Raw genomic sequence first — 26,555 nt, 5'->3', positions numbered from 1 at the left:
CCCACGCAGACACGCGAGACGCGAGAAGAGATTCACACCATGGCGAACTTCACCGCCGCGGACGTCAAGAAGCTCCGTGAGCTCACCGGCGCCGGCATGATGGACTGCAAGAAGGCCCTGGACGAGGCCGAGGGCAACGTCGAGAAGGCCGTCGAGCTCCTGCGCATCAAGGGCCAGAAGGGTGTTGCCAAGCGCGAGGGCCGTGACGCCTCCAACGGCGCCGTCGCCGCGCTGATCGCCGAGGACAAGAAGTCCGGCGTCCTGGTCGAGCTGAACTGCGAGACCGACTTCGTCGCCAAGGGCGACAAGTTCGTCGAGGTCGCCAACGCGATCGCCGCCCACGTCGCCAAGACCGCCCCGGCCGACCTGGACGCCGCCCTGGCCTCCGAGGTCGAGGCCGGCAAGACCGTCCAGCAGTTCGTGGACGAGGCCAACGCCACCCTCGGCGAGAAGATCGTCTTCCGTCGCTTCGCCCAGTTCGACGGTGACGGCTTCGTCGCGGTCTACCTGCACAAGACCAGCCCCGACCTGCCGCCGACCGTCGGCGTCCTGGTCGAGCTGGACAAGGAGAACGCCGAGGTCGCCAAGGACGTCGCGCAGCACATCGCCGCCTTCGCGCCGAAGTACCTCTCCCGTGAGCAGATCCCGGCCGCCGACCTCGAGAACGAGGCCCGCGTCGCCGAGGCCACCGCTCGCGAGGAGGGCAAGCCCGAGGCCGCTCTGGAGAAGATCGTCCAGGGTCGCGTCACCGGCTTCGTGAAGGAGAACTCCGTCCTGGAGCAGGCCTTCGCGAAGGACAACAAGAAGACCGTCGCCAAGGTCCTCGAGGAGAACGGCGTCGCCCTCAAGCGCTTCGCCCGCTTCCGCGTCGGCGCCTGAGCCACGTTCCCCCTGGTCCCCGGCGCGCTTACGCTGGGAACCACCCCCGCCAGCTGACCTGGGCGGGAGGAACGCCGAACGGGCTCACCCAGCGCCAACCGTCCACGGGCGAGCCGCGTCGGCACCATGAACGACGAGGAGGCCATTGCCGTGCAGGACACCGAACCGGTTCCCGCGGCAGTGGCCTCCTCGCGTGTACGCGCAGACCGGGCATCCGCACACCCGCGTCTGTGAACCAAGTAGGTGCAAAAGGAGAAGTCCCATGCAGGAGACGCAGGAGACCGCGCAGGACCCCATGGACGGCTCGCGCCGCCGGGTGCTGCTGAAGCTGTCCGGTGAAGCCTTCGCCGGTGGCGGCGGGCTCGGCGTCGACCCGGACGTCGTGCACGCGATCGCCCGGGAGATCGCCACGGTCGTGCGCGCCGGCACCGAGGTCGCGGTGGTCATCGGCGGCGGCAACTTCTTCCGCGGTGCGGAGCTGCAGGTCCGCGGCATGGACCGGGCCCGCTCCGACTACATGGGCATGCTCGGCACCGTGATGAACTGCCTGGCGCTCCAGGACTTCCTGGTCAAGGAGGGCATCGAGACCCGGGTCCAGACCGCGATCACGATGGGCCAGGTCGCCGAGCCGTACCTGCCGCTGCGGGCCGTCCGGCACCTGGAGAAGGGCCGCGTGGTGATCTTCGGCGCCGGTATGGGCATGCCGTACTTCTCCACCGACACCACGGCCGTCCAGCGGGCGCTGGAGATCCACGCGGACGTGCTGCTGATGGGCAAGAACGGCGTGGACGGCGTCTACGACTCCGACCCGCGGACCAACCCGGACGCGGTCAAGTTCGACGCGCTGGAGTACTCCGAGGTCATCGCGCGCGACCTCAAGGTCGCCGACCTCACCGCCATCACGCTGTGCAAGGACAACAACCTGCCGATGCTGGTCTTCGAGCTGCTGGCGGAGGGCAATATCGCGCGTGCGGTGAAGAGTGAGAAGATCGGCACACTCATCAGCCAGGATTCTGTCCGGGCCTGAGCAGCAACCAGCCGTACGGGACGGCATCGGCGCCGCGACCGGCTCCGGTGCCGACACCGGTCGGGACAACAGCAGATGAACCGGACAGGGAGATCACAGTGATCGAAGAGACCCTCCTCGAGGCCGAGGAGAAGATGGAGAAGGCCGTCGCCGTCGCCAAGGACGACTTCGCCGCCATCCGCACCGGCCGCGCGCACCCCGCGATGTTCGCCAAGATCGTCGCCGAGTACTACGGCGCCGTGACGCCGATCAACCAGCTGGCCTCGTTCTCGGTGCCGGAGCCCCGGATGGCGGTCGTCTCGCCCTTCGACAAGACCGCGCTGAAGGCCATCGAGCAGGCGATCCGCGACTCCGACCTCGGCGTCAACCCGTCCAACGACGGCTCCATCATCCGGGTGGTCCTGCCCGAGCTCACCGAGGAGCGCCGCCGGGAGTTCATCAAGGTCGCCCGCGGCAAGGGCGAGGACGCCAAGGTCTCGATCCGTTCGGTGCGCCGCAAGGCCAAGGACGCCATCGACAAGCTGGTCAAGGACGGCGAGGTCGGCGAGGACGAGGGCCGCCGCGCCGAGAAGGAGCTCGACGACACCACGGCCAAGTACGTGGCCGCCGTCGACGAGCTGCTCAAGCACAAGGAAGCCGAGCTGCTCGAAGTCTGATGAACGACGCCCCTGACGCCCCTGGCTACTGGGGCCCATCCGACCAGCAGTTCCAGCCCTACCGGCCGGCGCCGCAGCCGCAGGCCCCCCGGCAGCCGTCGCACGCGGCGCAGGGGTACGCCGATCCCGCGGCTCGGCCGCAGGCCCAGGGCCACCCCGGGCACCCGGGCCACCCGGGCGGCCAGGCCGCCTACCTGGGTGTGCCCGGTGCCGTCCCGGGTGCGCCGGGTCCCGTGCCGGGCGACCAGGGCGACCAGGGCGGTCGATCGGCTCACGCGCCGCAGCCTCCGATGTACTGGGGCCCCGACGCGGAGGAGACTCAGGTCATGCCCCCCGTATCGGCCGGCCCGGTTCCGCTGGTCGGCCCCGGCCCGCCCGGCGATCCGGCCGCGGCCCAGCAGGCCGCGGGCCAGGAGGCGGGCCAGGCCCGGGAGACGGGTCGGCTCAGCGGCCCGCTGTTCCGGGACGAGCAGCCCGGTGCGGCGGTGCCGGGCGCGTCGGAGACGGTCGTGCTGCGCGCGATAACCGACGACGTCGCCCCCACCCCCGGTCACGGCGGCCCGCCGTACCCGGGGGCCCCGGTGCATCCCGCGCCGCCGCCGAGCCGCCCGGCGGCCGGGCAGCCCCCGTTCGTGCCGTCGTCCCACCCAGGGCAGGAGACACCCGTGGCCCAGCCCGAGCCGCAGCCCCAGCCGCGCAAGCAGCGCGGCGGCCGTAACCTCCAGGCAGCGATAGGGGTCGGGGTCGGTCTCGGCGCGGTGATCATCGCCTCGCTGTTCGTGGTGAAGGCGCTGTTCCTGGTCGTCGTGATGGCCGCGGCGTCGGTCGGCGTCTGGGAGCTGACCAGCCGGCTCTCCGAGCGCAAGCAGATCAAGGCACCGCTGATCCCGCTGGTCGCGGGCGGCATAGCCATGATCGCCACCGGCTACTGGGCCGGGGTCCAGTGGGCCGCGGCCTCGCTCGCGCTGACCGGGCTGGCGGTGATGGTCTGGCGGATGGCCGAGCCGCCGGACAACTACCTGCGGGACATAACGGCGGGTGTGTTCACAGCCTTCTACGTGCCGTTCCTCGCGACCTTCGTGGCGATGATGCTGGCGGCCGACGACGGCCCCCAGCGGATCGTGCTCTTCCTGATCGTCACGATCTGCAGCGACACCGGCGCCTACGCGGTGGGCTACAAGTTCGGGAAGACCAAGTTGGCCCCGACGATCAGCCCCGGCAAGACCCGGGAGGGCCTGGCCGGCGGCGTCGGCCTGTCGATGCTGGCCGGCGCCCTGCTGATGCAGCTGATCATCGACGGCGGCAGCTGGTGGCAGGGCCTTATCCTGGGCGGCTGCGCGGCCGTCACGGCGACCCTGGGCGACCTGGGCGAGTCGATGATCAAGCGCGACCTCGGCATCAAGGACATGGGCACGCTGCTGCCCGGCCACGGCGGGATCATGGACCGGCTGGACTCGCTCCTGCCGACCGCCCCGGTGGTCTGGCTGCTGCTCGCGGCCTTCGTCGGCAGCTAGCCGGCGCACCTACGCACGGGAGGGCCCCGGACGTCCCGCGTCCGGGGCCCTCCCGCGTCTGCGACACTGGAACAACCATGCCTAAGCCCGGAGAACTCACCTTTGTCGCGCCGCGCGGCGCCAAGCCCCCGCGACACCTCGCCGACCTGAGCCCCGCCGAGCGCAAGGAGGCCGTCGCCGAGCTGGGCGAGCAGCCGTTCCGCGCCAAGCAGCTCTCCAACCACTACTTCGGCCGGCTGTCGAACGACCCGGCGGGCTGGACGGACATCCCCGCCGCCAGCCGGGAGAAGCTCACCGGGAGCCTGCTGCCCGAGCTGATGTCGGTGGTCCGGCACGTCTCCTGCGACGACGACGCGACGCGCAAGACGTTGTGGAAGCTGTTCGACGGCACGCTCGTCGAGTCGGTGCTGATGCGCTACCCCGACCGGGTCACCATGTGCATCAGCTCGCAGGCCGGCTGCGGCATGAACTGCCCGTTCTGCGCGACCGGCCAGGCCGGTCTGACCCGCAACCTCTCCACCGCGGAGATCGTCGAGCAGATCGCCGCAGGGATGCGCGCGCTCAAGGCGGGGGAGTTCGGGAGGCGTGGGGGGTCGTCCCCCCACGATGATCGCGGTCCGGGCGGCGAGGCGCGCCTGTCCAACGTCGTCTTCATGGGCATGGGCGAGCCGCTCGCCAACTACAACCGGGTGCTGGCCGCGATCCGCCGGCTGACCGACCCGGCGCCGGACGGCTTCGGCCTGTCCCAGCGCGGCATCACCGTTTCCACCGTCGGCCTCGTCCCGGCGATGAACCGGTTCGCCGACGAGGGCCTCAGCTGCCGCCTCGCGCTGTCGCTGCACGCCCCGGACGACGAGCTGCGCGACGAGCTGGTGCCGGTGAACACCCGGTGGAAGGTCGCCGAGGTGCTGGACGCGGCGTGGAACTACGCGGAGAAGTCCGGCCGCCGGATCTCCATCGAGTACGCGCTGATCAAGGACATCAACGACCAGGCGTGGCGGGCGGACCTGCTCGGCCGGCTGATCAAGAACCACCGGGTGCACGTCAACCTGATTCCGCTGAACCCGACGCCGGGCTCGAAGTGGACCGCCTCCCGGCCCGAGGACGAGCGCGAGTTCGTCCGCCGGCTCCAGTCGCACGGCGTGCCGACGACCGTCCGCGACACCCGCGGCCAGGAGATCGACGGCGCCTGCGGCCAGCTCGCCGCCGCGGGCTGAGGACTACCGCAGTCCGGCGGCGGCCAGGGCGGCCGTCGCCCCGCCGGTGACCAGCAGGGCCGTACCGACCGCGAGCGTGCGCAGGGCGACCGCGCCGAACAGCAGCCGGGGCGAGGCACCGAGGCGCAGCAGCGCGTCGGTGACGCCCCGGCGATCGGCGCGGACCTCGGCCAGGCGGGCGGCGACGGCCGCGGCCGTGCAGCCGAGCACCAGACAGGCCTCGACGGCGGGCAGGGCGTCGACGCTGTCGGAGGAGCCGATCCAGTAGCGGATCGTGGTGAGCACCACCGCGACGACGAGGGTGAGCACGGCCAGCGGCGGGCCGAGCCGGCGGGCCTGCGCGGTGAGCCCGCGGCCGGCCAGCAGGCGCAGCGGGGTGGGCCGGCCGAGGGCGAGCAGCCGCCCGGTCCAGGCGAGCAGCGGGCCGGTGAACAGGGCGAGGCCGAGGGCGCTGGCGGCCCAGCCGCCGAGCGCGGCGACGCTGGTGCTGCCGAGCCCGGCGGGTAGGTGGACCGGGCGGCCGTCGGCGTCGGCGCCGGGCCGCAGGGCGATCAGTTCGAGGGCGAGGCCGACCACGGCCAGGCCGATCGGCAGGGCGATCCGCAACGGTCCGAAGCCGGTGGGGGTGGTGCGGCGGCCGCCGGGCAGGGTCTCGGCGAAGGGCACCGCGCAGGCCGCGGCGATTCCGGCGGTGAGCGGCACGAGTGCGAGCAGGGTGACCGGGGCCGCGGCCGGCAGTGGCACGCCCATGCCGAGGTCGGGGGCGAGCGAGGGTCCGGCGATGTCGTTGCGCAGCACCAGGAAGAGCAGCAGGGTGAGCACGCTGCCGAGGGTGCAGGCGAGGGCGACCTCGCCGGCGATCAGGCTCCGGATCCGGCCGGAGCTGGCCCCGGCGGCGGTGAGGCCGGCGATCCGCTCGGGCCGCTGGGCGGGCACCGCGCGGGCGGCGACGGCGGCGAACCAGGCGACGGCGGCCAGCGGGGGCAGGCACCACAGCAGCCGCACGACCGCGTCGGCGTCGCCGGGCCGGTCGCTCATCGCCCGGCCGAGGGCGCGCAGCAGGAAGGCGGCGACCACGGCGGAGGCGAGGACGGTGAGCAGCCAGCGGCCGAGGTCGGGCACCCGGTAGCCCCGGGCCAGGCGGAGATAGAACACGTCGATTCTTTCGGCTCTTTCGGCGGCTCGTCGTCAGCGGCGGCCGGCCGAGACGGCCGGGGCACCGGCCGCGCCGCGCGGGACGGGAGCTGCGGGGGCGGTGAGCCGTCCGTCGACGAGGGCGACGGCGCGGTCCGCGAACCGGACGAGCTCGGGGTCGTGAGTGGCCAGGACGAGGGTGAGCTGGTGGGAGCGGGCCGCGCTGGTCAGTATCCGCAGGACCTGGTCGGCGGCCTCGCGGTGGAGCGGCGCGGTGGGGTCGTCGGCGAAGACGACGGGTGGCAGCGGGGCGAGCGCGCGGGCGACGGCGATCCGCTGGCGCTGGCTCTGGAGCAGCCGGTCGGGGCGGTGCCGGGTGATGTCGCCGACGTCGAGGCGCTCCAGCCACTCGTCGGCGGCGGTGTAGGCGGCCTTGTGGCCGGCGCCGGCGAGCAGGAGCGGCAGGGCGACGTTCTCCCTGGCGGTCAGCTCGGGCACCAGGTGGGGTTCGGAGCCGACGAATCCGAAGCGGTCGCGGCGCAGCCGTTCGCGGCCGGCGCGGGTGAGGGTGTGCACCGGGGCGCTGTTGAACCAGACCTCGCCCTGGTCGACCGGGAGGAGGGCGGAGAGGCAGCCGAGCAGGGTGCTCTTGCCGGAGCCGCGCGGGCCGGTGATGGCGAGGACCTCGCCCTCGCGGACGCCGATCGAGATGCCGCGCAGGGCGGGGGTGCCGTGATGGGACTTGACGATCCCTCGGGCCCACAGCACGTCGTTGTCAGGCGGTGCCGCTGACATGAGGTTCCATCCTGGATGGCCGCAGGGATATGACAGTCGTCAGATTAGAACGACTGGGACCTTGTGCGGTTGCGGCGCACTGGGCCATCGCGGGCAAACCACCCGCAATCAGGCATGTTTGGGTGCGAACGTTGACCGGAGGCTTCCGGGCCGACGCCGGCCGCACCGAAGGGCGGCCCCGCGGGGAGCGGGGCCGCCCTTCGGTGGAGGGTGGGGAGAGAGGATCAGCCGATCAGAGCTTCGCCCACGCGTCGGTCAGGCTGGTCCGCAGGATCTGCTCGATCTCGTCGAAGGTCGACTGGTCGGCGATCAGCGGCGGGGCCAGCTGGACGACCGGGTCGCCACGGTCGTCGGCGCGGCAGTACAGGCCGTTGTCGAAGAGCGCCTTCGACAGGAAGCCGTAGAGGACGCGCTCGGTCTCCTCGTCGTTGAAGGTCTCCTTGGTGACCTTGTCCTTGACGAGCTCGATGCCGTAGAAGTACCCGTTGCCGCGGACGTCGCCGACGATCGGCAGGTCGCGCAGCTTGCTCAGGGTGCCCAGGAAGCGCGACTCGTTGTCGAGCACGTGCTGGTTCAGGCCCTCGCGCTCGAAGATGTCGAGGTTGGCCAGCGCCACGGCGGAGGACACCGGGTGTCCGGCGAAGGTGTAGCCGTGCAGGAAGGTGTTGTCGCCCTTGTAGAACGGCTCGGCGATGCGGTCGGAGATGATCGTGGCGCCGATCGGGGAGTAGCCCGAGGTCATGCCCTTGGCGCAGGTGATCATGTCCGGTACGTAGCCGAACTTGTCGGCGCCGAACATGGTGCCGAGGCGGCCGAACGCGCAGATGACCTCGTCCGAGACCAGCAGCACGTCGTGGCGGTCGCAGATCTCGCGCAGGCGCTGGAAGTAGCCGGGCGGCGGCGGGAAGCAGCCACCGGCGTTCTGCACCGGCTCGACGAACACGGCGGCGACGGTGTCGGGGCCCTCGAAGAGGATGGCCTCCTCGACCTGGTCGGCGCACCAGCGGCCGTAGGCCTCGGGGTCGACGGTGCCGTCGGGGCCCTCGAGGTAGTGCGGGGCGCGGTAGATGTTGGTGTTCGGGGCCTTGTGGGTGCCCGGCACCAGCGGCTCGAACGGGGCCTTCAGGCCCGGCAGGCCGGTGATCGACAGGGCGCCCTGGGGGGTGCCGTGGTAGGCGATGGCGCGGGAGATGACCTTGTACTTGGTCGGCTTGCCGATCAGCTTGAAGTACTGCTTGGCGAGCTTCCAGGCGGTCTCGACGGCCTCGCCGCCGCCGGTGGAGAAGAAGACCTTGTTCAGGTCGCCCGGGGCGTAGTTGGCGAGCCGCTCGGCCAGCTCGACGGCCTTGGGGTGCGCGTAGCTCCAGATCGGGAAGAACGCGAGTTCCTTGGCCTGCTTGGCGGCCACCTCGGCGAGTTCGGTGCGGCCGTGACCGGCCTGCACGACGAACAGGCCGGCGAGGCCGTCGATGTACTTGCGGCCCTTGTCGTCCCAGATGTACGTGCCCTCGCCCTTGACGATCGTCGGCACGGGGGAGTTCTCGTACGACGACATGCGGGTGAAGTGCATCCACAGGTGGTCGTAGGCGGTCTTGGAAAGGTCCTTCTGCGCCGGGTCGGCTGTCATCGGGTGCCCCAGGTGTAGGTCTGTTTCCGGAGCTTCAGGTAAACGAAGCTCTCGGTGCTCCGCACGCCGGGAAGCGCGCGGATGCGCTTGTTGATCAGTTCGAGCAGGTGCTCGTCGTCCTCGCAGACCAGTTCGGCCAGGAGGTCGAACGAGCCGGCGGTGCAGACGACGTAGTCGACCTCGTCGAGGGCGGCCAGCGCGTCGGCGACGGGCTCGATGTCGCCCTCGACCCGGATCCCGACCATCGCCTGGCGGGTGAAGCCGACGGTGAGCGGGTCGGTGACGGCGACGATCTGCATCACGCCCTGGTCGAGCAGCTTCTGGACGCGCTGCCGCACGGCCGCCTCGGACAGGCCGACGGCCTTGCCGATGGCTGCGTACGGGCGGCGCCCGTCCTCCTGGAGCTGCTCGATGATCGCCTTGGAGGCGGCGTCGAGGGGAACGCTGGCGTTCCGGTCGCGGTTGGCCACGCGGCCACTGTGCCTGATCGTTCCCTTGTTCGCAACCGTGGAAACTGCTGATTTCGTCGCGATCTTTGAAGTCGCCTACGGATTTCATCGCCTAAGTGCGTCGGGTCTGTCGATCCCATCCGTGTAGCGGCTACCCTGGCACGGTACGCGCGTGGCGACGCAGCGCAGCGCGCGTTCCCCCACCAGTGGACCGCGCCCCTTCGGGCCCGGCCACTCGGCACCCTTCGTACGGCGGAACCGCCGACGTACCATGGCGCCGGACTCTGCAATGCCGCAGGCCCAGACCGAGGAGAGACCCCGTGAGCGACCTTCGCACGCTGCGCAACTACATCAACGGTGAGTTCGTCGACGCGGCCGACGGCCGCACGCTCGACGTCGTCGACCCGACCACCGGCGAGGTCTACGCGACGTCCCCGCTGTCCGGTGCCGCCGACGTGGACGCCGCGATGGCGTCGGCCGCCGCGGCGTTCCCGGCCTGGCGCGACGCCACCCCGAGCACCCGCCAGAAGCTGCTCCTGAAGATCGCCGACGCCGTCGAGGCGCGCGCCGACGAGATCGTCGACGCCGAGGTGCGCAACACCGGCAAGCCCCGTGCGCTGACCCTCTCCGAGGAGATCGGCCCGATGGTGGACCAGATCCGCTTCTTCGCCGGTGCCGCCCGCCTGCTGGAGGGCAAGGCCGCCGGTGAGTACATGGACGGGATGACCTCGATCATCCGCCGTGAGCCGGTCGGTGTCTGTGCCCAGGTCGCGCCGTGGAACTACCCGATGATGATGGCCGTCTGGAAGTTCGCCCCGGCGATCGCCGCGGGCAACACCGTCGTGCTGAAGCCCTCGGACACCACCCCGGCCTCCACCGTGCTGCTGGCCGAGATCATCGGCGGCATCCTCAGGGACATGGAGCTGCCGGCCGGCGTCTTCAACGTCATCTGCGGCGACCGCGAGACCGGCAAGCTGATGGTCGAGCACCGCACCCCGGCGATGGCCTCCATCACCGGTTCGGTCCGGGCCGGCATCCAGGTCGCCGAGTCGGCCTCCAAGGACGTCAAGCGCGTGCACCTGGAGCTGGGCGGCAAGGCCCCGGTCGTGGTGTTCGAGGACGCCGACATCGCCGAGGCCGTCGAGGGCATCTCGGTGGCCGGCTTCTTCAACGCCGGCCAGGACTGCACCGCCGCCACCCGCGTACTGGTGCACGAGTCGATCCACGACGCCTTCGTCGAGGCGCTGGCCAAGGCCGCGGCCGAGACCAAGACCGGCGGCGTGGACGACGAGGACGTGCTGTACGGCCCGCTGAACAACGCCAACCAGCTGAAGCAGGTCGCGGGCTTCATCGAGCGGCTGCCCGCGCACGCCAAGGTCGAGGCCGGCGGCCACCGGGTCGGCGAGCAGGGCTACTTCTTCGCCCCGACCGTCGTCTCCGGCCTCAACCAGGACGACGAGATCGTCCAGAACGAGGTCTTCGGCCCGGTCATCACCGTGCAGAAGTTCACCGACGAGGACCAGGCCGTCGAGTACGCCAACGGCGTCGAGTACGCGCTGGCCTCCTCGGTGTGGACCAAGGACCACGCCCGTGCCATGCGGATGTCGCGCCGCCTGGACTTCGGCTGCGTGTGGATCAACACCCACATCCCGCTGGTCGCCGAGATGCCGCACGGCGGCTTCAAGAAGTCCGGCTACGGCAAGGACCTGTCGTCCTACGGCTTCGAGGACTACACCCGCGTCAAGCACGTCATGACCGCGATCTAGCGGGTCATGGCCATTGATCGCAGTATGACCGCGATCTAGCGGGTCATGGCCATTGATCGCAGTATGACCGCGATCTGACGTCACGCCGATCGTGTGAACTGACAACGGGCCCGGGTCACTTCGACCCGGGCCCTGTGTCTTTGCACCCTGTCGGCCGTTCGCGCGACCGACTGACAAGATGAAACTGCACTTCGGGCACGGGAGTCCCTAGCCTTACGACATGAGCATCCCCACCGCTGACTCAGCCGCAGGCCAGGCCGTCAAGGCCGTCGACCGCGCGCACGTCTTCCACTCGTGGTCCGCCCAGGCGCTGATCGACCCCCTCGCGGTGGCCGGCGCCGAGGGTTCGTACTTCTGGGACTACGACGGCAACCGCTACCTCGACTTCTCCTCGCAGCTGGTGAACACCAACATCGGGCACCAGCACCCGAAGGTGGTCGCCGCGATCCAGGAGCAGGCGGCGAAGCTCTGCACGATCGCGCCCGGCTTCGCGGTCGAGCCGCGCGGCGAGGCCGCCCGGCTGATCGCCGAGCGCACCCCCGGCGACCTGAACAAGATCTTCTTCACCAACGGCGGCGCCGAGGCCAACGAGAACGCCATCCGGCTGGCCCGGCTGCACACCGGCCGGCAGAAGGTCCTCTCCACCTACCGCTCGTACCACGGTGCCACCGCCAACGCGATCGCCCTCACCGGCGACCCGCGCCGCTGGGCCAACGACACCGGTGTCTCCGGCGTGGTGCACTTCTGGGGCCCGTACGCCTACCGCTCCAACTTCCACGCCGAGAACGAGGCACAGGAGTGCGAGCGCGCGCTGGAGCACCTGGAGCAGGTGATCGCGTTCGAGGGGCCGGGCACGGTCGCGGCCGTCATCCTGGAGACCGTGGTCGGCACCGCCGGGATCCTGATCCCGCCGCCGGGCTACCTCGCCGGGGTGCGGGAGATCTGCGACCGGTACGGGATCGTGTTCATCCTCGACGAGGTGATGGCGGGCTTCGGCCGCACCGGCGAGTGGTTCGCCGCCGACCACTGGGGCGTCACCCCGGACCTGCTGACCTTCGCCAAGGGCGTCAACTCCGGCTACGTGCCGCTCGGCGGCGTGGCGATCAGTGCCGCGATCGCGGCCGACTTCGACGAGCGGCCGTTCCCCGGCGGGCTCACCTACTCCGGCCACCCGCTGGCCTGCGCCTCCGCCGTCGCGACCATCAACGCGATGGCCGAGGAGGGCATCGTCGAGCACGCCAAGCACATCGGGCAGACCGTGCTCGGCCCCGGTCTGCGCGAGCTGGCCGATCGGCACCCCTCGATCGGCGAGGTGCGCGGCCTCGGCGTGTTCTGGGCGCTGGACCTGGTGAAGGACCGGGCGACCCGCGAGCCGCTGGTGCCCTACAACGCCGCCGGCGCCGCCAACGCGCCGATGGGCGAGCTGGCCGCCGCGTGCAAGCGGCGCGGGCTCTGGCCGTTCGTCAACATGAACCGCTTCCACGTCGTCCCGCCGTGCACCATCACCGAGGAGGAGGCCAAGAGCGGCCTCGCGGTGCTCGACGAGGTGCTGTCGCTCGCCGACGCGCACACTGTCTGACGTAACGATCAGGACGGCCCCGGGCGGCTCCGACCGCCGCCCGGGGCCGTCCCACGCTCCGGAGGCTCCACCATGCCCAGCACCACCCTGCCCCGACGTCCGTTGAACTTCCGTGCGCTGCGCCGACGTTCGGTGCTCGGCGGGGCGGCGCTGCTCGGCGCCGGCGCGCTCAGCGGCTGCGGCATCCCGTCCGCGTACGTGCCCGAGGACCGCCGCTCGGCGCCGGACCGCTCGGAGACCGACAAGCGGATGGCGTTCTCCAACTGGACGCAGTACATCGACGTCGACGACCAGGGCCGGCGGCCGACGCTCGACGCCTTCACCGAGAAGACCGGGATCGCGGTCACCTACACCGAGGACATCAACGACAACGACGAGTTCTTCGGCAAGATCAGCCCGGTGCTCACCGAGGGCGCCGACCCCGGGCGGGACCTCATGGTGATCAGCGACTGGATGGCGGGGCGGTACGTCTCGCTCGGCTGGGCGCAGGCCATGGACCGGGCCAACCTGCCCAACGTCACCGCCAACCTGGACCCGCAGCTCGCCCAGCCGGCCTTCGACCCGGGGCGCAGGCGCAGCGTGCCGTGGCAGTCCGGGATCACCGGCATCGCGTACAACCGCAAGGCGCTCGGCCGGGAGCTGAAGTCGACGGCCGACCTGTGGGCACCCGACCTCAAGGGCCGGGTGACGCTGTTCGCCGGGCTGGACGAGTCGCTCGGGCTGCTCATGCTGTCCCAGGGCGCCGACATCTCGCGGTTCGGCGACGACGACGCGCACCGGGCGATGGACCTCGTGCAGAGGATGGTCGACAACGGCCACATCCGCCGCTTCACCGGCAACGACTACACCAGCGACCTCGCCTCCGGCGCCGCGCTCGCCTGCCAGGCCTACTCCGGCGACGCCGTCCAACTCACCGCCGAGAACCCGGACATCGCGTTCCTCGTGCCGGAGGAGGGCGCCGAGCTGTGGGCGGAGAGCCTGATGATCCCCAACCGGGCCGCGCACAAGCGCAACGCCGAGCTGCTGGTCGACTACTACTACCAGCCCGAGGTGGCCGCCCAACTCGCCGCCGCCGTCCAGTACATCTGCCCGGTGCCGGCCGCGCGCGAGGTCCTGGCGGCGAGCGGGGACAAGGACAAGGCCGAGCTGGCGGAGAACCCGCTGGTCTTCCCGACCGGTGAGACGCGCGCCCGGCTGCACACCATGCGCGACGTCACCTCGGCCGAGCGGCCCGAGCTGCACAAGGTCTGGGGGCGCATCACCGGGGTGTGACCGGCACGTCCTACCGGCGGACGGCGTCGAGCGCGAGCAGGGCCACGTGCAGGGACAGACAGGACTCCACCTGGTCGAGGTCGACGCCGAGGATCCGCTCGACCTTGTGCAGGCGGTCGTAGAAGGACGGCCGGGACAGGTGCGCGGCGTCGGCTGCGGCGGACTTGTTCCGGCCCTGCTCCAAGTAGATCCGCAGCATCTGCACCAACTGGCCGTTGTGCTCGGCGTCGTGGGCGAGCAGCGGGCCGAGCTCGCGTTCGACGTAGGTCTGCAGGCGGGCGTCGTCGCGCAGGAGGTGCAGGAGGCCGCGCAGGCGGACGTCGGGCAGCCGGTAGTAGGACGTCGTCCGGCCGCCCGGTGCGTCGTGCAGGGCCGCGTCGGCGACCTGGGTGGCTTCCAGCAGGGTGCGCCGGGCGTCGCGCACCGAGCCGACCGAGGAGCCGACCGCGACCACCGGCTCCGGCCCGGGGGAGGTGTCGCGCGCGGCCTCCGCCGACATCCGGCGCAGCGCGGCCGAGAAGGCGTCCAGCGCGGCGTGCTCGTCCTGCTGGGTGCCGAGCGCGATCAGGACGCCGACGCCCTCGTCGTCCAGCGCGCCGACCAGGGCCGACAGCCGGCAGGCCCGGACGGCGTCGGCGGCCAGCTCGGTGAAGTCGCGCAGCCGGGCCTGCGCCTCCAGGGCGGCCGGGATCGGCCCGCGCCGCTGGCGCAGCACGACGCCGACCAGCCGGCGGCCCTCCAGCGGGACGCCGAGTGCCTGGGCGCGCAGGGCCGCCTCGGAGACGGTCAGCGCGTGGGTGAGGATGCCGGACAGCAGGGTGCGGTGGGTCTGCCGCTCCAGGCTCTCCCGGTCGCGCACCACGAGCCGGTTGAGCGCGAGGGCGGAGGCGCCGCGTTCCAGCAGCATGGTGTGCGGGTGCGCCTCGCCCTCGGGCAGCTCGCCGGGCTCCTGGACGAGCACGAGCCGGCCCCAGTCCTGGCCGCGGGCGCCGACGGTGGTCACCAGCCAGCCGCTGCGTGGGTCGTGGCCGGTGCGGCCGGGCGGGCGGACCCCGCGCGAGCGGCGTTCCCAGTCCTCCAGCAGCTCGGCCTCCGGGCGTCCGGCGGCGTCGTGGGCCAGCACCTGGTGGGCGAGGTTCTCCAGGACGACGGGCGCGCCGGCGATCCGGGCCACCTGGCGGATCACCTCGGGGGGTTCGGCGCCTTCGACGACCAGCTCGTTGAACACCTGGTGGACGGCCTCGGAGGCGCGCAGCCGGTCGAGCTGGGCGTTGACGACGAGGGCGTGGACGGCCTCGGTGACGGCGACGAAGCGCAGTTCGCGGCGGAGCGCGATCAGCGGCAGGCCGCGCTGCTCGGCGGCGTGCACCAGGGCGCGGGGGAGCGTGTCGAAGTAGCGCCGGCCGAACTCGATGACCAGCCCGGCCACGCCGACCTCGGCCAGCTCGCGGACGTAGCGGGCGAGCCCCTCGCGGTCCTCGGGCAGCGCGATGCCGGTGGTCAGCACCAGCTCGCCGCCGCGCAGCATCCCGGCGACGTCGGGCAGCTCGCTGACGTGGACCCAGCGGACCGGCCGCTCCAGGTGGTCGGCGCCGGCGACGACCTGGGGCAGGCCGCGCCGCATCACCTCGAGGTCGAGCACACGGGCGACGGTGGGGAGCATCGCTGGGCCTCCAGGGCTCCTAGGGGATCCAGGGTGTCAGGTAAATCATCCGGCTCGGCGACGAACTGTTGGGCTCCCGGACACCTTGCACTCTGTAAGGCCCTTCGTGTCGAGACTGCCGGAGTGACCCTTGTCACGCTGCTGCGGCAGCGGGCATGGTCAGCGGACCGGCCGCGGCGAAGATCCGACCATCGGAATCCGTCCCGTCAACAGGGAAGAAACGGCGGAATCCCCCGCCCGGGAACCGTCGCACGGCCGGAACCGGTACTTGGAGGAACCAGATGGACCTGACCGACTTCGGCGCGGGTGCGCAGTACATCGCGGGCCGGCAGAGCCGGGGGAGCGGCGCGCCTTTCCAGGTCGTCAACCCCGCGGACGGCAGCGTGGTCGAACAGGTCGCCCTGGCCACCACCGCGGAGGTCGACGCGGCCGTGGCCGCCGCCCGGGCCGCACTGCCCGGCTGGGCCGCCGCGACCCCCGGCGCCCGCGCCGAGGCGCTGACCCGGCTGGCCGCCGTCCTCACCCGGGCCGGTGACGACCTCGCCCGGGTGGAGACCGCGCAGACCGGCAAGCCCGTCAAGCTGGCCACCGAGTTCGACGTGTCCGGCACGATCGACAACACCGCCTTCTTCGCCGGGGCCGCACGCAACCTGGAGGGCAAGGCGGCGGGCGAGTACTCCGGCGACCACACCTCGTACGTGCGGCGCGAGCCGGTCGGAGTCGTCGGCGCGATCTCGCCGTGGAACTACCCGCTGCAGATGGCCGCCTGGAAGATCCTCCCGGCGATCGCGGCCGGCAACACGATCGTGCTCAAGCCGGCCGAACCGACGCCGCTGACCTCGCTGATGTTCGCCAGGGCCTGCACCGAGGCCGGCATCCCGGACGGCGTCGTCAACGTCGTCACCGGCGCCGGGCGCACGGCGGGGGAGCACCTGGTCTCCCACCCGGACGTCGCGATGGTGTCCTTCACCGGCTCCACCGCGGTCGGACGGAGGGTCGCGGAACTCGCCACCGCGAGCGTCAAGCGCACCCACCTCGAACTCGGCGGCAAGGCCCCGTTCGTGGTCTTCGACGACGCCGACCTCGACGCCGCCGTGCACGGCGCGGTCGCCGCGTCGCTGATCAACGGCGGCCAGGACTGCACCGCCGCCACCCGCGCGTACGTCCAACGCCCGCTGTACGACGCGTTCGTGGCCGGCGTCGCCGAGCTGTACGCCGCGATCCGCGTCGGCGACCCGCTGAACCCCCACACCGACCTCGGCCCGCTGGTCTCGTACACCCACCGCGACCGCGTGGCCGGCTTCGTCGAGCGCGCCCGCGCGTACGCCACCGTCGTCACCGGCGGCCGGATCCCCGAGAAGGGCCACGACGGCACCGACCTCACCCGCGGCGCCTACTACCCGCCCACCCTCATCACCGGCGCCGCCCAGGACAGCGAGGTCGTGCAGGGCGAGGTCTTCGGCCCGGTGCTGGTCGTGCTGCCCTTCGACGGCGACGACGAGGGCCTGCGGCTGGCCAACGACACCCCCTACGGCCTGGCCGCCTCCGCCTGGACCACCAACGTCCACCGCTCGCTGCGCGCCACCCGGGAGATCGCCGCCGGGTGCGTGTGGGTCAACGACCACATCCCGATCATCAGCGAGATGCCGCACGGCGGCTACAAGGCCTCCGGCTACGGCAAGGACATGTCCCAGTACTCGCTGGACGAGTACACCCAGGTCAAGCACGTCATGTTCGACACCACCGCGGTGGCCCGCAAGGACTGGCACCGCACCGTCTTCGGCGACAGATGACCCCTGCCGGAGGGTGCCCCCCCACACCCCCTTCTTCCCCCAGGAGGCCCGTTCCATGGCGTTCAACGAGCTCACCGACGGTCTGCCCGAACCGGTCCGCAGGGCCTGGGAACGCAGCCTGACGAGCGGCAGGGCCGCGATCGGCCGCCGCACCCTGCTGCGCGCCGCCGCACTGACCGCCGGGGCCGGCACCCTGGCCGCCTGCGGCATCCCGGCGGCTCCCCGGGTGAGCGGCGATTCGACCGCGAACGCCGCCAAGGACCTCTCGGACACCGAGAAGGAGGTCGACTTCTCCAACTGGCCGCTGTACGTGGACACCGACGAGAAGGACAAGCAGAAGCACGGCACCCTGGACGCCTTCACCGCGGCCACCGGCATCAAGGTCAGGTACACCGAGGACGTCAACGACAACGTCGAGTTCTTCGGCAAGATCAAGCCGCAGCTCGCGGCCGGCGAGGACACCGGCCGCGACCTGATGGTGCTCACCGACTGGATGGCCGCCCGGCTGATCCGGCTCGGCTGGGTGCAGAAGCTCGACCCGGCCAACGTCACGACCGCCATCACCAACGTCGAGCCGCGCTTCCGCGCCCCCGACTGGGACCCGGGCCGCCTCTACTCCTACCCGTGGGCCGGCATCCAGGCCGTGGTCGCCTACAACCGGAAGGCGACGAAGGGGAGGGAGATCACCAGCGTCTCCCAACTGCTCGATGACCCCGAGCTCAAGGGCCGGGTCACCTTCCTCTCCGAGATGCGCGACACCGTCGGGCTGGTCCTGCTCGACATGGGCAAGGACGCGGCGAAGTTCACCGCCGACGACTACGCCGCCGCCATCGCCCGGCTGCAGAAGGCCGTCGACGGCAAGCAGATCCGCCGCTTCACCGGCAACGACTACGGCCAGGAGCTGTCCTCGGGCGACATCGCCGCCTGCGTCGCCTGGGGCGGCGACCTGATCCAACTCCGGGCCGACAACCCGGACATCGAGTTCGTCATCCCGGAGAAGGGCTACATCGCCTCGACCGACAACCTGTTGGTCCCGGCCAGGGCGCGGCACAAGACGAACGCGGAAAAGCTGATCGACTTCTACTATCAGCCCAAGATCGCGGCGCAGCTGGTCGCGGGCATCGGCTACGTCTCGGCCGTCACCGGGATGAAGGACGAGCTCGCCACGCTCGCCCCGGACAGCGCGGCCAATCCGCTGGTCGTCCCCACTCCCGAGATGGCGGCGAAGGCGCACGTGTTCCGCATCCTGACCGAGAGCGAGGAGAGCGACTTCGAGGAGAAGTTCTCCAAGCTCATCGGCGCCTGACCAGCCCCCGGCCGAGACCGCAGAAACCAGGAAGACACCCCAGATGACAGACCAGCAGCGCGACGCGGCCGGCGGCGACGTCCGCCTCACCGGCATCGGCAAGGCCTACGGCTCCTTCACCGCCGTCCACCCACTCGACCTGACCGTGCCCCAGGGCTCCTTCTTCGCCCTGCTCGGCGCCTCCGGCTGCGGCAAGACCACCACCCTGCGCATGATCGCCGGGCTGGAGGAGCCCACCACCGGAACCGTCCTGATCGGCGGCCAGGACGTCACCGCCCTGCCCCCGTACAAGCGGCCGGTGAACACGGTCTTCCAGAGCTACGCGCTCTTCCCGCACCTCGACGTCTTCGAGAACGTCGCCTTCGGCCTGCGCCGCCGCGGCCGCAAGGACGTCAAGAAGCAGGTCGACGGGATGCTCGAACTCGTCGAGCTCGGCCCGTACGCGCGACGCAAGCCGCACCAGCTCTCCGGCGGCCAGCAGCAGCGCGTCGCCGTCGCCCGCGCGCTGATCAACCACCCGCAGGTGCTGCTCCTCGACGAGCCGCTCGGCGCCCTCGACCTCAAGCTCCGCCGCCAGATGCAGCTGGAGCTCAAGCGGATCCAGACCGAGGTCGGCATCACCTTCGTGCACGTCACCCACGACCAGGAGGAGGCCATGACGATGGCCGACACCATCGCGGTGATGAACGGCGGCCGGGTCGAGCAACTCGGCGCCCCCGCCGACCTGTACGAGAACCCCGCCACCACCTTCGTGGCCAACTTCCTCGGGCAGTCCAACCTGCTGCCCGCCGAGGTCACCGGCGGCGAGGGCGGCGACCTGCTGCTCACCGTGGCCGGGGCTCGGCTCGCCGTGCCGAAGGCGCGCTGCTCCACCGAGGCCAGGCTGGTCCACCTCGGCGTCCGGCCCGAGAAGATCACCATCGAGCACGGCCCGGCCGAGGTCGCCGACGGCCGCAACAGGCTGACCGGCACCGTCCTCGACTCCAGCTTCATCGGCGTCTCCACCCAGTACGTCGTGCGCACCGACGGCGGCCAGGAGGTGACGGTCTTCGAGCAGAACATGGAGCGCGACCCCCGGATCGTCCCCGGTGCCCCCGTCGTCCTGCACTGGAACCCGGCCCACTCCTTCGCCCTGGACGCCGCGCAGGCGATCGACGCGGGCACCGCGGAGGAGGCCGCATGACCACCACCACCCCGGCCGCCGCGATTGCGTTGACGGAACCGGCGCCGAAGCCGAAGCGCAGGCTCACCCCGTACTGGCTGCTGCTGCCCGGCATCGCCTGGCTGGTCGTCTTCTTCGCCGTGCCGATGGTGTACCAGGCGTCCACCTCGCTGCAGACCGGCTCGCTCGAAGAGGGCTTCAAGGTCACCTGGCACGTCTCGACGTACTGGGACGCCCTGGTCGAGTACAAGTGGCACTTCGTCCGCTCGTTCTCCTACGCCGCCGTCGCGACCGTGCTCTGCCTGGTCATCGGCTACCCGCTCGCCTACACGATCGCGTTCAAGGCGAGCCGGCGCCGGCGCAACGTCATCCTGATCCTGGTGATCGCGCCGTTCTTCACCAGCTTCCTGATCCGCACGCTCGCCTGGAAGACGATCCTTTCCGACGGCGGCCCGGTCGTCGGCGCGCTGAACGCGCTGCACGTCCTGGACGTCACCAACGCGCTCGGACTCACCTCCGGCGACCGGGTGCTGGCCACACCGCTCGCCGTGGTCTGCGGTCTGACCTACAACTTCCTGCCGTTCATGATCCTGCCGCTGTACACCTCGCTGGAGCGGATCGACCCGCGCCTGCACGAGGCCGCCGGCGACCTCTACGCCCGGCCGTTCACCACCTTCCGCAAGGTGACCTTCCCGATCTCGCTGCCGGGCGTCGTCGCGGGCACGCTGCTCACCTTCATCCCGGCGTCCGGCGACTACATCAACGCGCAGCTGCTGGGCTCGCCGAGCGAGCAGATGGTCGGCAACGGCATCCAGAAGCAGTTCCTGAACGTGCTCGACTACCCGACGGCCGCCGCGCTGAGCTTCATCCTGATGGCGCTGATCCTGGTCATGGTGACGGTCTACATGCGCAAGGCCGGGACGGAGGAGCTGGTCTGATGTCCCGCATCTTCAAGTGGATCCGCGCCCACCTGGTCGTGCTGGCCGGGCTGGCGGCCCTCGCCTACCTGGTGCTGCCGAACCTCGTGGTGCTCGCGTTCTCGTTCAACAAGCCGGTGGGCAAGTTCAACTACGAGTGGAACGAGTTCTCCACCGACGCCTGGACCAACCCCTGCGGCGTGGCCGACATGTGCCAGTCGCTCTCGCTCAGCCTGCGGATCGCGGTGCTCGCCACCATCGGCGCGACCGTGCTCGGCACCATGGTCGCCTTCGCACTGGCCCGCCACCGCTTCCGCGGCCGCGCCGCCACCACCGCGATGATCTTCCTGCCGATGGCCATGCCCGAGGTCGTCATGGCCGCCTCGCTGGGCACGCTGTTCCTCAACATGCGCATCCCGTTCGGCTTCACCACGATCCTGATCGCGCACATCATGTTCTGCCTCAGCTTCGTGGTGACGGCGGTCAAGGCACGCGTGATGAGCATGGACCCGCGCCTCGAACAGGCCGCCCAGGACCTCTACGCGACCCCCGCCCAGACCTTCCTGCGGGTCACCCTGCCCCTGGCCGCCCCCGGCATCGCGGCGGGCGCGCTGCTCAGCTTCGCGCTCTCCTTCGACGACTTCATCATCACCCAGTTCAACTCGGGCCCGACCACGGTCACCTTCCCGATGTTCGTCTGGGGCGCCTCGCAGCGCGGCATCCCGGTGCAGGTGAACGTCATCGGCACCGCGATGTTCATCGCCGCCGTCGCGCTGACCGTCGCCGGCCAGTGGCTCGGCAACCGTCGGAAGGCCACCGCCTGACGCAGGTTCGGGCAGCGGTGGCCCGCCAAACCGTCATCTATCCGCAGAAAGTGGCTGATAATGCATGGACCCCGCCCACGCACTCAGTGACGCCAGGCCCACCCCCTTCTGGCTGGAGGACCCCGGCCGGCCCGTGGCGCAGCCCGCCCTGGTCGGCGACACCGTCTGCGACCTGCTGGTCGTCGGCGGCGGCTACAGCGGCCTGTGGACCGCGCTCATCGCCAAGGAGCGCGACCCCTCGCTGGACGTCGTCCTGATCGAGGGAAACGAGGCCGGGTGGGCCGCGTCCGGGCGCAACGGCGGGTTCTGCGCGGCCAGCCTCACCCACGGCTTCGGCAACGGCCTGCAGCGCTGGCCCGCCGAACTCGCCCAGCTGGAACGCCTCGGTGCCGCCAACCTCGACGGCATCGAGGACACCCTCAAGCGCTACGGCATCGACGCCGAGTGGGAACGCACCGGCGAGATCGACGTCGCCACCCGGCCCCACCAGGTCGAGGAACTGCACGAGATCGCCGAGGCCGTGCGCGTGTACGGCCTCGACCTCACCGTCCTCGACGCCGACGCGCTGCGCGCCGAGGTGGACTCGCCGACCTTCCTCGGCGGGCTCTGGGACCGCGAGGGCGTGGCCATGGTCCACCCCGCCAAGCTCGCGTGGGGCCTCAAGGAGGCCTGCCTGGGCCAGGGCGTGCGGATCTTCGAGCACACCCGCGCCACCGGCCTGCGCGAGTACGGCAGCGGCATGGCCGTCCGCACCCCGTACGGGCGGGTGTTCGCGCGCCGGGTCGCGCTCGGCACCAACGCGTTCCCGTCGCTGGTCAGGCGCGTGCGCCCGTACGTCGTCCCGGTGTACGACTACGCGCTGATGACCGAGCCGCTCAGCGCGGAGCAACTCGCCGCGGTCGGCTGGCGCGGGCGGCAGGGGCTCAGCGACAGCGCCAACAAGTTCCACTACTTCCGGCTCTCCGCCGACAACCGCATCCTGTGGGGCGGCTACGACGCGGTCTACCACTACGGCGGGCACGTCCGGCACGAGTACGACCAGCGGCCCGAGACGTTCCGGACCCTGGCGCACAACTTCTTCCGCTGCTTCCCGCAGCTGGAGGGCCTGCGCTTCACCCACGCGTGGGGCGGCGCGATCGACACCTGCAGCCGGTTCTCGGCGTTCTTCGACACCGCGTACGGGGGCAGGGTCGCGTACGCGGTCGGCTACACCGGGCTCGGCGTCGGGGCCACCCGCTTCGGCGCCGAGGTGGTGCTCGACCTGCTCGCCGGCGAGCGCACCGATCGCACCTCGCTGGAGATGGTGCGCCGCAAGCCGCTGCCGTTCCCGCCCGAGCCGGTCCGCTGGGCCGGCATCGAGATCACCACCCGCTCCCTGCAGCGCGCGGACCGCAAGGGCGGGCACCGCAATCTGTGGCTGCGCGCGCTCGACCGACTGGGGCTCGGTTTCGACAGCTGATCCCGATATCCACGGTTTTCCGTGCGAGTCGGTGTAAGAGAGACCCGCCGTCCACCTCTCCTCGGTGACGGCGGGTCTCGGTATCCCCGCCGTGCCCTGAACAGTACGAGCGGCACGAAGCGGGGACGGACATGGAGAGCACCGCACTGCACTGGCTCGCCCAGGCGGCACCCGACCCGGAGGCCTTCCGGGCGCAGTGGGAACGCGTCGGACTGGGCCTGATGCTGCTGCCCGCCGGCCGCCGCTGGGACGTGCTGGCCGTCCCGGGGCGGCTCGGGCAGCCGGTCCTGGACATCCTCGACGGCGGCCTCTGCGGGCCCGCGCTCGCCGACTTCGGGGACGAGCACGTCAGCTTCCTCGTCCCCGTCGGCACCGCCGCCCGCTGGGTCGGCACCGGGGTGCGGTGCGCGGGGGAGGGCACCTGGATCGTCGTCCCGCACCCCGGGCGCAGCAGCCGCGGGGTGCGCTGGCTGGTCCCGCCCGACGGGTCCGGACGGCTCAACGACCCGGTGCTGCTGGAGCTGGTCCTGCACGAGGCCGCCGCGGGGCTCAGCGACTGGTGACCGGGCCCGGAGCCCAGGCCGGCCCCGTCGCCGGCCGACCCCGCGCCCGGGCAGGTGGCGCGGGGGCCGGGTCGTCGCGGCAGACTGGAGGCGTGACCACCGCCCCGGACGCGCTCGACACCGCCCTCCGACCGGGCCCGGCCCAGCTGCGGCTCGCCGAACTGGCCGCGCCCGTCTGCGACCGGTACGGGCTCGCGCTGGCCGGCGGCCACGCGCTGCGCGCCCACGGCGTGGCGGCCTGCGCCCAGGACGGGCTCACCCTGGTGGCCGACGGCACGGACCGGGCCGACGCCAGGCTGCCGGAGGTGGCCGCCGCGCTCGCCGCCGCCTACCGCGCGGCCGGTGGCGAGGCCACCGAGCGGCCCGGCACACCGCGGCTCGAACAGCTCGCCGTCCGGCTCGCGCTCGGCGGGCGGACCCACTCGGTCGAGTTGCGGAAGGAGCCGCTCGCCCACCGGCCGGTCCGGCTCGGCCTCAGCGCGCCGGGGGAGTCCGGAGAGCCCGTTGAGCCTGGAGAGCCCGCGGATCCGCTGGTGACACTGCCGGTGGTCGCCCTGGAGGACGCGGCGGCGCTGGCCACCGTGCTGCTCGTCGACCGTGGCATGCCGCGCGACCTGATCGACGTCCACGCCCTCACCGCCAACTACCGTCCGGGTGAACTCCTGTCGCTGGCAAGCGCGTTGGACGCCGAGTTCCAGCCCACGGCGCTCGCCGACCGGCTGGAGACGCTCGCCGAGGCGGCGGACGGCCGGTTCCGCGCCCGGGGCTTCGCGGCTGAAGCGGTGGACGGGCTGAAGCGGTGGGCGCTGGAGTGGGCGCAGGACCTGCGGCTGGATCTCCTGGAGACGCAGGAGGCGGCGGACGGGCTGCACGACCCGTACCTGGAGGATCCGGACCTGATGGATCCGGACCCGGCCGGTCGGCCCGACGAAGGCTGAGTGACGCGCCGGTCCGGCCGAGCTCACCCGTTCGGCCGACCGACCGGACGACCTGTAAGGCTGAATTCCGGATCCCCGTCAGCCTGCTCGTTGAGACAGGGCACGGCGGCCACCAGACTGGGTGATGAGCGCGGTAGCCCCGTGATTCCCGTCGCCCGGCCCACCTGCGGGCGGCGCCAGACAAGGGACCGGTGGCAGGACGCCGCCCGGGACTTCGGAGGCAGACGGACCTTGAGCAAGCACATCACCCACTGGATCGGCGGCGAGCCCGTCGCCACCGCCGGCGCGGCGCCCCGTCACGGCGACCTCTTCGACCCGGCCACCGGCCAGGTCACCGGCCAGGTCGACTTCGCCGGGATCGCCGAGGTCGACCAGGCCGTGGCCGCCGCCGCCTCGGCCTTCGCCGAGTGGCGCACCGCCTCGATCGCCAAGCGCACCACGGTGCTCTTCGCCTTCCGCGAGCTGCTCAACGCCCGCCGCGAGGAGCTGGCCCGGATCATCGTGTCCGAGCACGGCAAGGTCCACTCCGACGCGCTCGGCGAGATCGCCCGCGGCCTGGAGGTCGTCGAGTACGCATGCGGCATCCCGCAGCTGCTCAAGGGCGGCTACACCGAGCAGGCGTCCACCGGCGTCGACGTCTACTCGATCCGCCAGCCGCTCGGCCCGGTCGCGATCATCTCGCCGTTCAACTTCCCGGCCATGGTGCCGATGTGGTTCTTCCCGATCGCCATCGCGGCCGGCAACACCGTGGTGGTGAAGCCGTCGGAGAAGGACCCGTCCGCCGCGAACTTCCTCGCCGGGCTGTGGAAGGAGGCCGGGCTGCCGGACGGCGTCTTCAACGTCGTGCACGGCGACAAGGTGGCCGTCGACCGCCTGCTGGAGCACCCGGACATCAAGTCCGTCAGCTTCGTCGGCTCCACCCCGATCGCCCGCTACGTGTACGAGACCGGCACCCGCTACGGCAAGCGCGTGCAGGCCCTGGGCGGCGCCAAGAACCACATGCTGGTGCTGCCCGACGCCGACCTCGACCTCGCCGCCGACGCCGCCGTCAACGCGGGCTTCGGCGCGGCCGGCGAGCGCTGCATGGCCGTGTCCGTCCTGGTCGCGGTCGACCCGGTCGGCGACGAGCTGGTCGACAAGATCAAGCAGCGGATGGCCGGGCTGAAGGTCGGCCCCGGCTGCAACGGCGACTCCGAGATGGGCCCGCTGGTCACCGGCCAGCACCGGGACAAGGTCACCTCTTACGTCGAGTCCGGCCTCGCCGACGGCGCCGAGCTCACGGTGGACGGCCGGAAGCACCCGATCACCGCCGAGGACGAGAACGGGGCCCCGACGACGGACGGCTTCTGGCTCGGCCCCACGCTGTTCGACCGCGTGCAGCCCGGCATGTCCGTCTACAACGACGAGATCTTCGGCCCGATCCTCTCCGTCGTCCGCGTCGCCTCCTACGAGGAGGGCGTCGCCCTGATCAACGCCAACCCGTACGGCAACGGAACCGCCATCTTCACCAACGACGGCGGCGCGGCCCGGCGCTTCCAGTACGAGGTCGAGGTCGGCATGGTCGGCATCAACGTGCCGATCCCGGTCCCGGTCGCCTACTACTCCTTCGGCGGCTGGAAGGCCTCCCTGTTCGGCGACACCCACGCGTACGGCGCGGACGGCGTCCAGTTCTTCACCCGGGGCAAGGCCGTGACCCAGCGCTGGCTCGACCCGTCGCACGGCGGCATCAACCTCGGTTTCCCCACCAACAGCTGAGCCCCCGCTCCGCAGGACAGCCGGCCGGGCCCTTCCCCCCAGGGCCCGGCCGGCTCTTCTTGCCGCGTTTGCATCCGGGACCGGAAGCGCGTAGAGTCCTTCGAGTTGCCTGGCAGGGAGCACCGGACACGCGTCGGCGCGGACGGTCCCGGGGCAGCCAATCCCCTGAAACACCACTTCCCGGTTCGGGCTGGGTTGCGTCTTGTCGCGGCTCGGTGCGTATTCGGCGTGCACGTTTTATTGGATTGCGGCTGGATTCG

The 26,555-nt window shown here is 71.5% G+C and carries 22 protein-coding genes; 17 read left to right on the top strand and 5 right to left on the bottom strand.

Features of this window, described 5'->3' with window-relative positions; genetic code table 11:
* Nucleotides 1-39 precede the first annotated feature (39 nt).
* The 5 genes from tsf (at nt 40) to rlmN (ending at nt 5,293) form a co-directional block, all read left to right on the top strand.
* Entirely contained in the window at nt 40-879 is an 840-nt protein-coding gene (tsf, locus tag ACWCXH_RS29815; protein WP_449804590.1) for a translation elongation factor Ts, read from the top strand.
* A gap of 262 nt (nt 880-1,141) precedes the next feature.
* Nucleotides 1,142-1,906: a UMP kinase gene (pyrH, locus tag ACWCXH_RS29810; protein ID WP_449804589.1), complete on the top strand. Its 765-nt coding sequence runs from the start codon at nt 1,142-1,144 to the stop codon at nt 1,904-1,906.
* Nucleotides 1,907-2,004: 98 nt separating this feature from the next.
* Nucleotides 2,005-2,562, top strand: coding sequence for a ribosome recycling factor (gene frr / locus ACWCXH_RS29805; RefSeq protein ID WP_326846835.1), 558 nt, complete (start codon nt 2,005-2,007; stop codon nt 2,560-2,562).
* 290 nt (nt 2,563-2,852) lie between these two features.
* Nucleotides 2,853-4,076, top strand: coding sequence for a phosphatidate cytidylyltransferase (locus tag ACWCXH_RS29800; protein WP_449804624.1), 1,224 nt, complete (start codon nt 2,853-2,855; stop codon nt 4,074-4,076).
* 77 nt (nt 4,077-4,153) lie between these two features.
* Nucleotides 4,154-5,293, top strand: coding sequence for a 23S rRNA (adenine(2503)-C(2))-methyltransferase RlmN (gene rlmN, locus ACWCXH_RS29795; RefSeq protein ID WP_449804588.1), 1,140 nt, complete (start codon nt 4,154-4,156; stop codon nt 5,291-5,293).
* Between the two features lie 3 nt (nt 5,294-5,296).
* On the opposite strand, the gene ACWCXH_RS29790 is transcribed toward rlmN, so the two are convergent.
* The 4 genes from ACWCXH_RS29790 to ACWCXH_RS29775 form a co-directional block, all read right to left on the bottom strand.
* Nucleotides 5,297-6,448 carry a hypothetical protein gene (locus ACWCXH_RS29790; RefSeq protein WP_449804587.1) on the bottom strand — a complete coding sequence of 384 codons (1,152 nt, stop codon included), beginning with the start codon at nt 6,446-6,448 and terminating at the stop codon, nt 5,297-5,299.
* A gap of 33 nt (nt 6,449-6,481) precedes the next feature.
* Complete coding sequence (locus ACWCXH_RS29785) at nt 6,482-7,222, bottom strand: ABC transporter ATP-binding protein (RefSeq protein WP_449804586.1); 741 nt, start codon at nt 7,220-7,222, stop codon at nt 6,482-6,484.
* Nucleotides 7,223-7,454: 232 nt separating this feature from the next.
* Nucleotides 7,455-8,849, bottom strand: a complete 1,395-nt coding sequence (locus ACWCXH_RS29780; RefSeq protein ID WP_449804585.1) for an aspartate aminotransferase family protein — start codon at nt 8,847-8,849, stop codon at nt 7,455-7,457.
* Complete coding sequence (locus tag ACWCXH_RS29775; protein WP_030243538.1) at nt 8,846-9,319, bottom strand: Lrp/AsnC family transcriptional regulator; 474 nt, start codon at nt 9,317-9,319, stop codon at nt 8,846-8,848. The genes ACWCXH_RS29780 and ACWCXH_RS29775 overlap by 4 nt, the downstream gene beginning before the upstream one ends.
* Before the next feature lie 299 nt (nt 9,320-9,618).
* On the opposite strand from ACWCXH_RS29775, the gene ACWCXH_RS29770 reads away from it, so the two are divergent.
* The 3 genes from ACWCXH_RS29770 (at nt 9,619) to ACWCXH_RS29760 (ending at nt 13,915) form a co-directional block, all read left to right on the top strand.
* Nucleotides 9,619-11,064: a gamma-aminobutyraldehyde dehydrogenase gene (locus ACWCXH_RS29770; protein ID WP_449804584.1), complete on the top strand. Its 1,446-nt coding sequence runs from the start codon at nt 9,619-9,621 to the stop codon at nt 11,062-11,064.
* A 220-nt stretch (nt 11,065-11,284) separates the two neighbouring features.
* Nucleotides 11,285-12,643, top strand: a complete 1,359-nt coding sequence (locus tag ACWCXH_RS29765; protein WP_449804583.1) for an aminotransferase class III-fold pyridoxal phosphate-dependent enzyme — start codon at nt 11,285-11,287, stop codon at nt 12,641-12,643.
* Between the two features lie 72 nt (nt 12,644-12,715).
* The gene (locus ACWCXH_RS29760) at nt 12,716-13,915 is read left to right on the top strand and encodes a polyamine ABC transporter substrate-binding protein (protein WP_449804582.1); all 1,200 of its coding nucleotides are present in this window, start codon (nt 12,716-12,718) and stop codon (nt 13,913-13,915) included.
* A gap of 10 nt (nt 13,916-13,925) precedes the next feature.
* Here ACWCXH_RS29760 and ACWCXH_RS29755 read toward each other — a convergent pair whose 3' ends face one another.
* A complete protein-coding gene (locus tag ACWCXH_RS29755; protein ID WP_449804581.1) occupies nt 13,926-15,578 on the bottom strand; it encodes a PucR family transcriptional regulator in 1,653 nt (550 codons plus the stop codon).
* Nucleotides 15,579-15,859: 281 nt separating this feature from the next.
* On the opposite strand from ACWCXH_RS29755, the gene ACWCXH_RS29750 reads away from it, so the two are divergent.
* The 9 genes from ACWCXH_RS29750 to ACWCXH_RS29710 all read left to right on the top strand — a co-directional run bounded on the left by ACWCXH_RS29750 (nt 15,860) and on the right by ACWCXH_RS29710 (nt 26,295).
* Nucleotides 15,860-17,371: a gamma-aminobutyraldehyde dehydrogenase gene (locus tag ACWCXH_RS29750; RefSeq protein WP_449804580.1), complete on the top strand. Its 1,512-nt coding sequence runs from the start codon at nt 15,860-15,862 to the stop codon at nt 17,369-17,371.
* Nucleotides 17,372-17,426: 55 nt separating this feature from the next.
* Nucleotides 17,427-18,677 (top strand): polyamine ABC transporter substrate-binding protein, encoded by a 1,251-nt coding sequence (locus tag ACWCXH_RS29745; protein WP_449804579.1) that lies wholly within the window; start codon nt 17,427-17,429, stop codon nt 18,675-18,677.
* Between the two features lie 43 nt (nt 18,678-18,720).
* Nucleotides 18,721-19,860, top strand: a complete 1,140-nt coding sequence (locus ACWCXH_RS29740; protein ID WP_449804578.1) for an ABC transporter ATP-binding protein — start codon at nt 18,721-18,723, stop codon at nt 19,858-19,860.
* Nucleotides 19,857-20,777 (top strand): ABC transporter permease, encoded by a 921-nt coding sequence (locus ACWCXH_RS29735; protein ID WP_449804577.1) that lies wholly within the window; start codon nt 19,857-19,859, stop codon nt 20,775-20,777. The genes ACWCXH_RS29740 and ACWCXH_RS29735 overlap by 4 nt, the downstream gene beginning before the upstream one ends.
* Nucleotides 20,777-21,580: an ABC transporter permease gene (locus tag ACWCXH_RS29730; RefSeq protein WP_449804576.1), complete on the top strand. Its 804-nt coding sequence runs from the start codon at nt 20,777-20,779 to the stop codon at nt 21,578-21,580. Before ACWCXH_RS29735 ends, ACWCXH_RS29730 begins: the two co-directional genes overlap by 1 nt.
* 64 nt (nt 21,581-21,644) lie before the next feature.
* A complete protein-coding gene (locus tag ACWCXH_RS29725; protein WP_449804575.1) occupies nt 21,645-23,039 on the top strand; it encodes an NAD(P)/FAD-dependent oxidoreductase in 1,395 nt (464 codons plus the stop codon).
* Between the two features lie 131 nt (nt 23,040-23,170).
* A complete protein-coding gene (locus tag ACWCXH_RS29720) occupies nt 23,171-23,602 on the top strand; it encodes a hypothetical protein (protein ID WP_449804574.1) in 432 nt (143 codons plus the stop codon).
* Nucleotides 23,603-23,694: 92 nt separating this feature from the next.
* Nucleotides 23,695-24,540 carry a nucleotidyl transferase AbiEii/AbiGii toxin family protein gene (locus ACWCXH_RS29715; protein ID WP_449804573.1) on the top strand — a complete coding sequence of 282 codons (846 nt, stop codon included), beginning with the start codon at nt 23,695-23,697 and terminating at the stop codon, nt 24,538-24,540.
* 231 nt (nt 24,541-24,771) lie between these two features.
* Nucleotides 24,772-26,295 carry a CoA-acylating methylmalonate-semialdehyde dehydrogenase gene (locus ACWCXH_RS29710; protein ID WP_449804572.1) on the top strand — a complete coding sequence of 508 codons (1,524 nt, stop codon included), beginning with the start codon at nt 24,772-24,774 and terminating at the stop codon, nt 26,293-26,295.
* The last annotated feature ends 260 nt before the right edge of the window (nt 26,296-26,555 follow it).

The sequence above is a fragment of the Kitasatospora sp. NPDC001660 genome (assembly GCF_053596725.1).
This window is presented reverse-complemented; position numbering and strand designations above follow the sequence as displayed.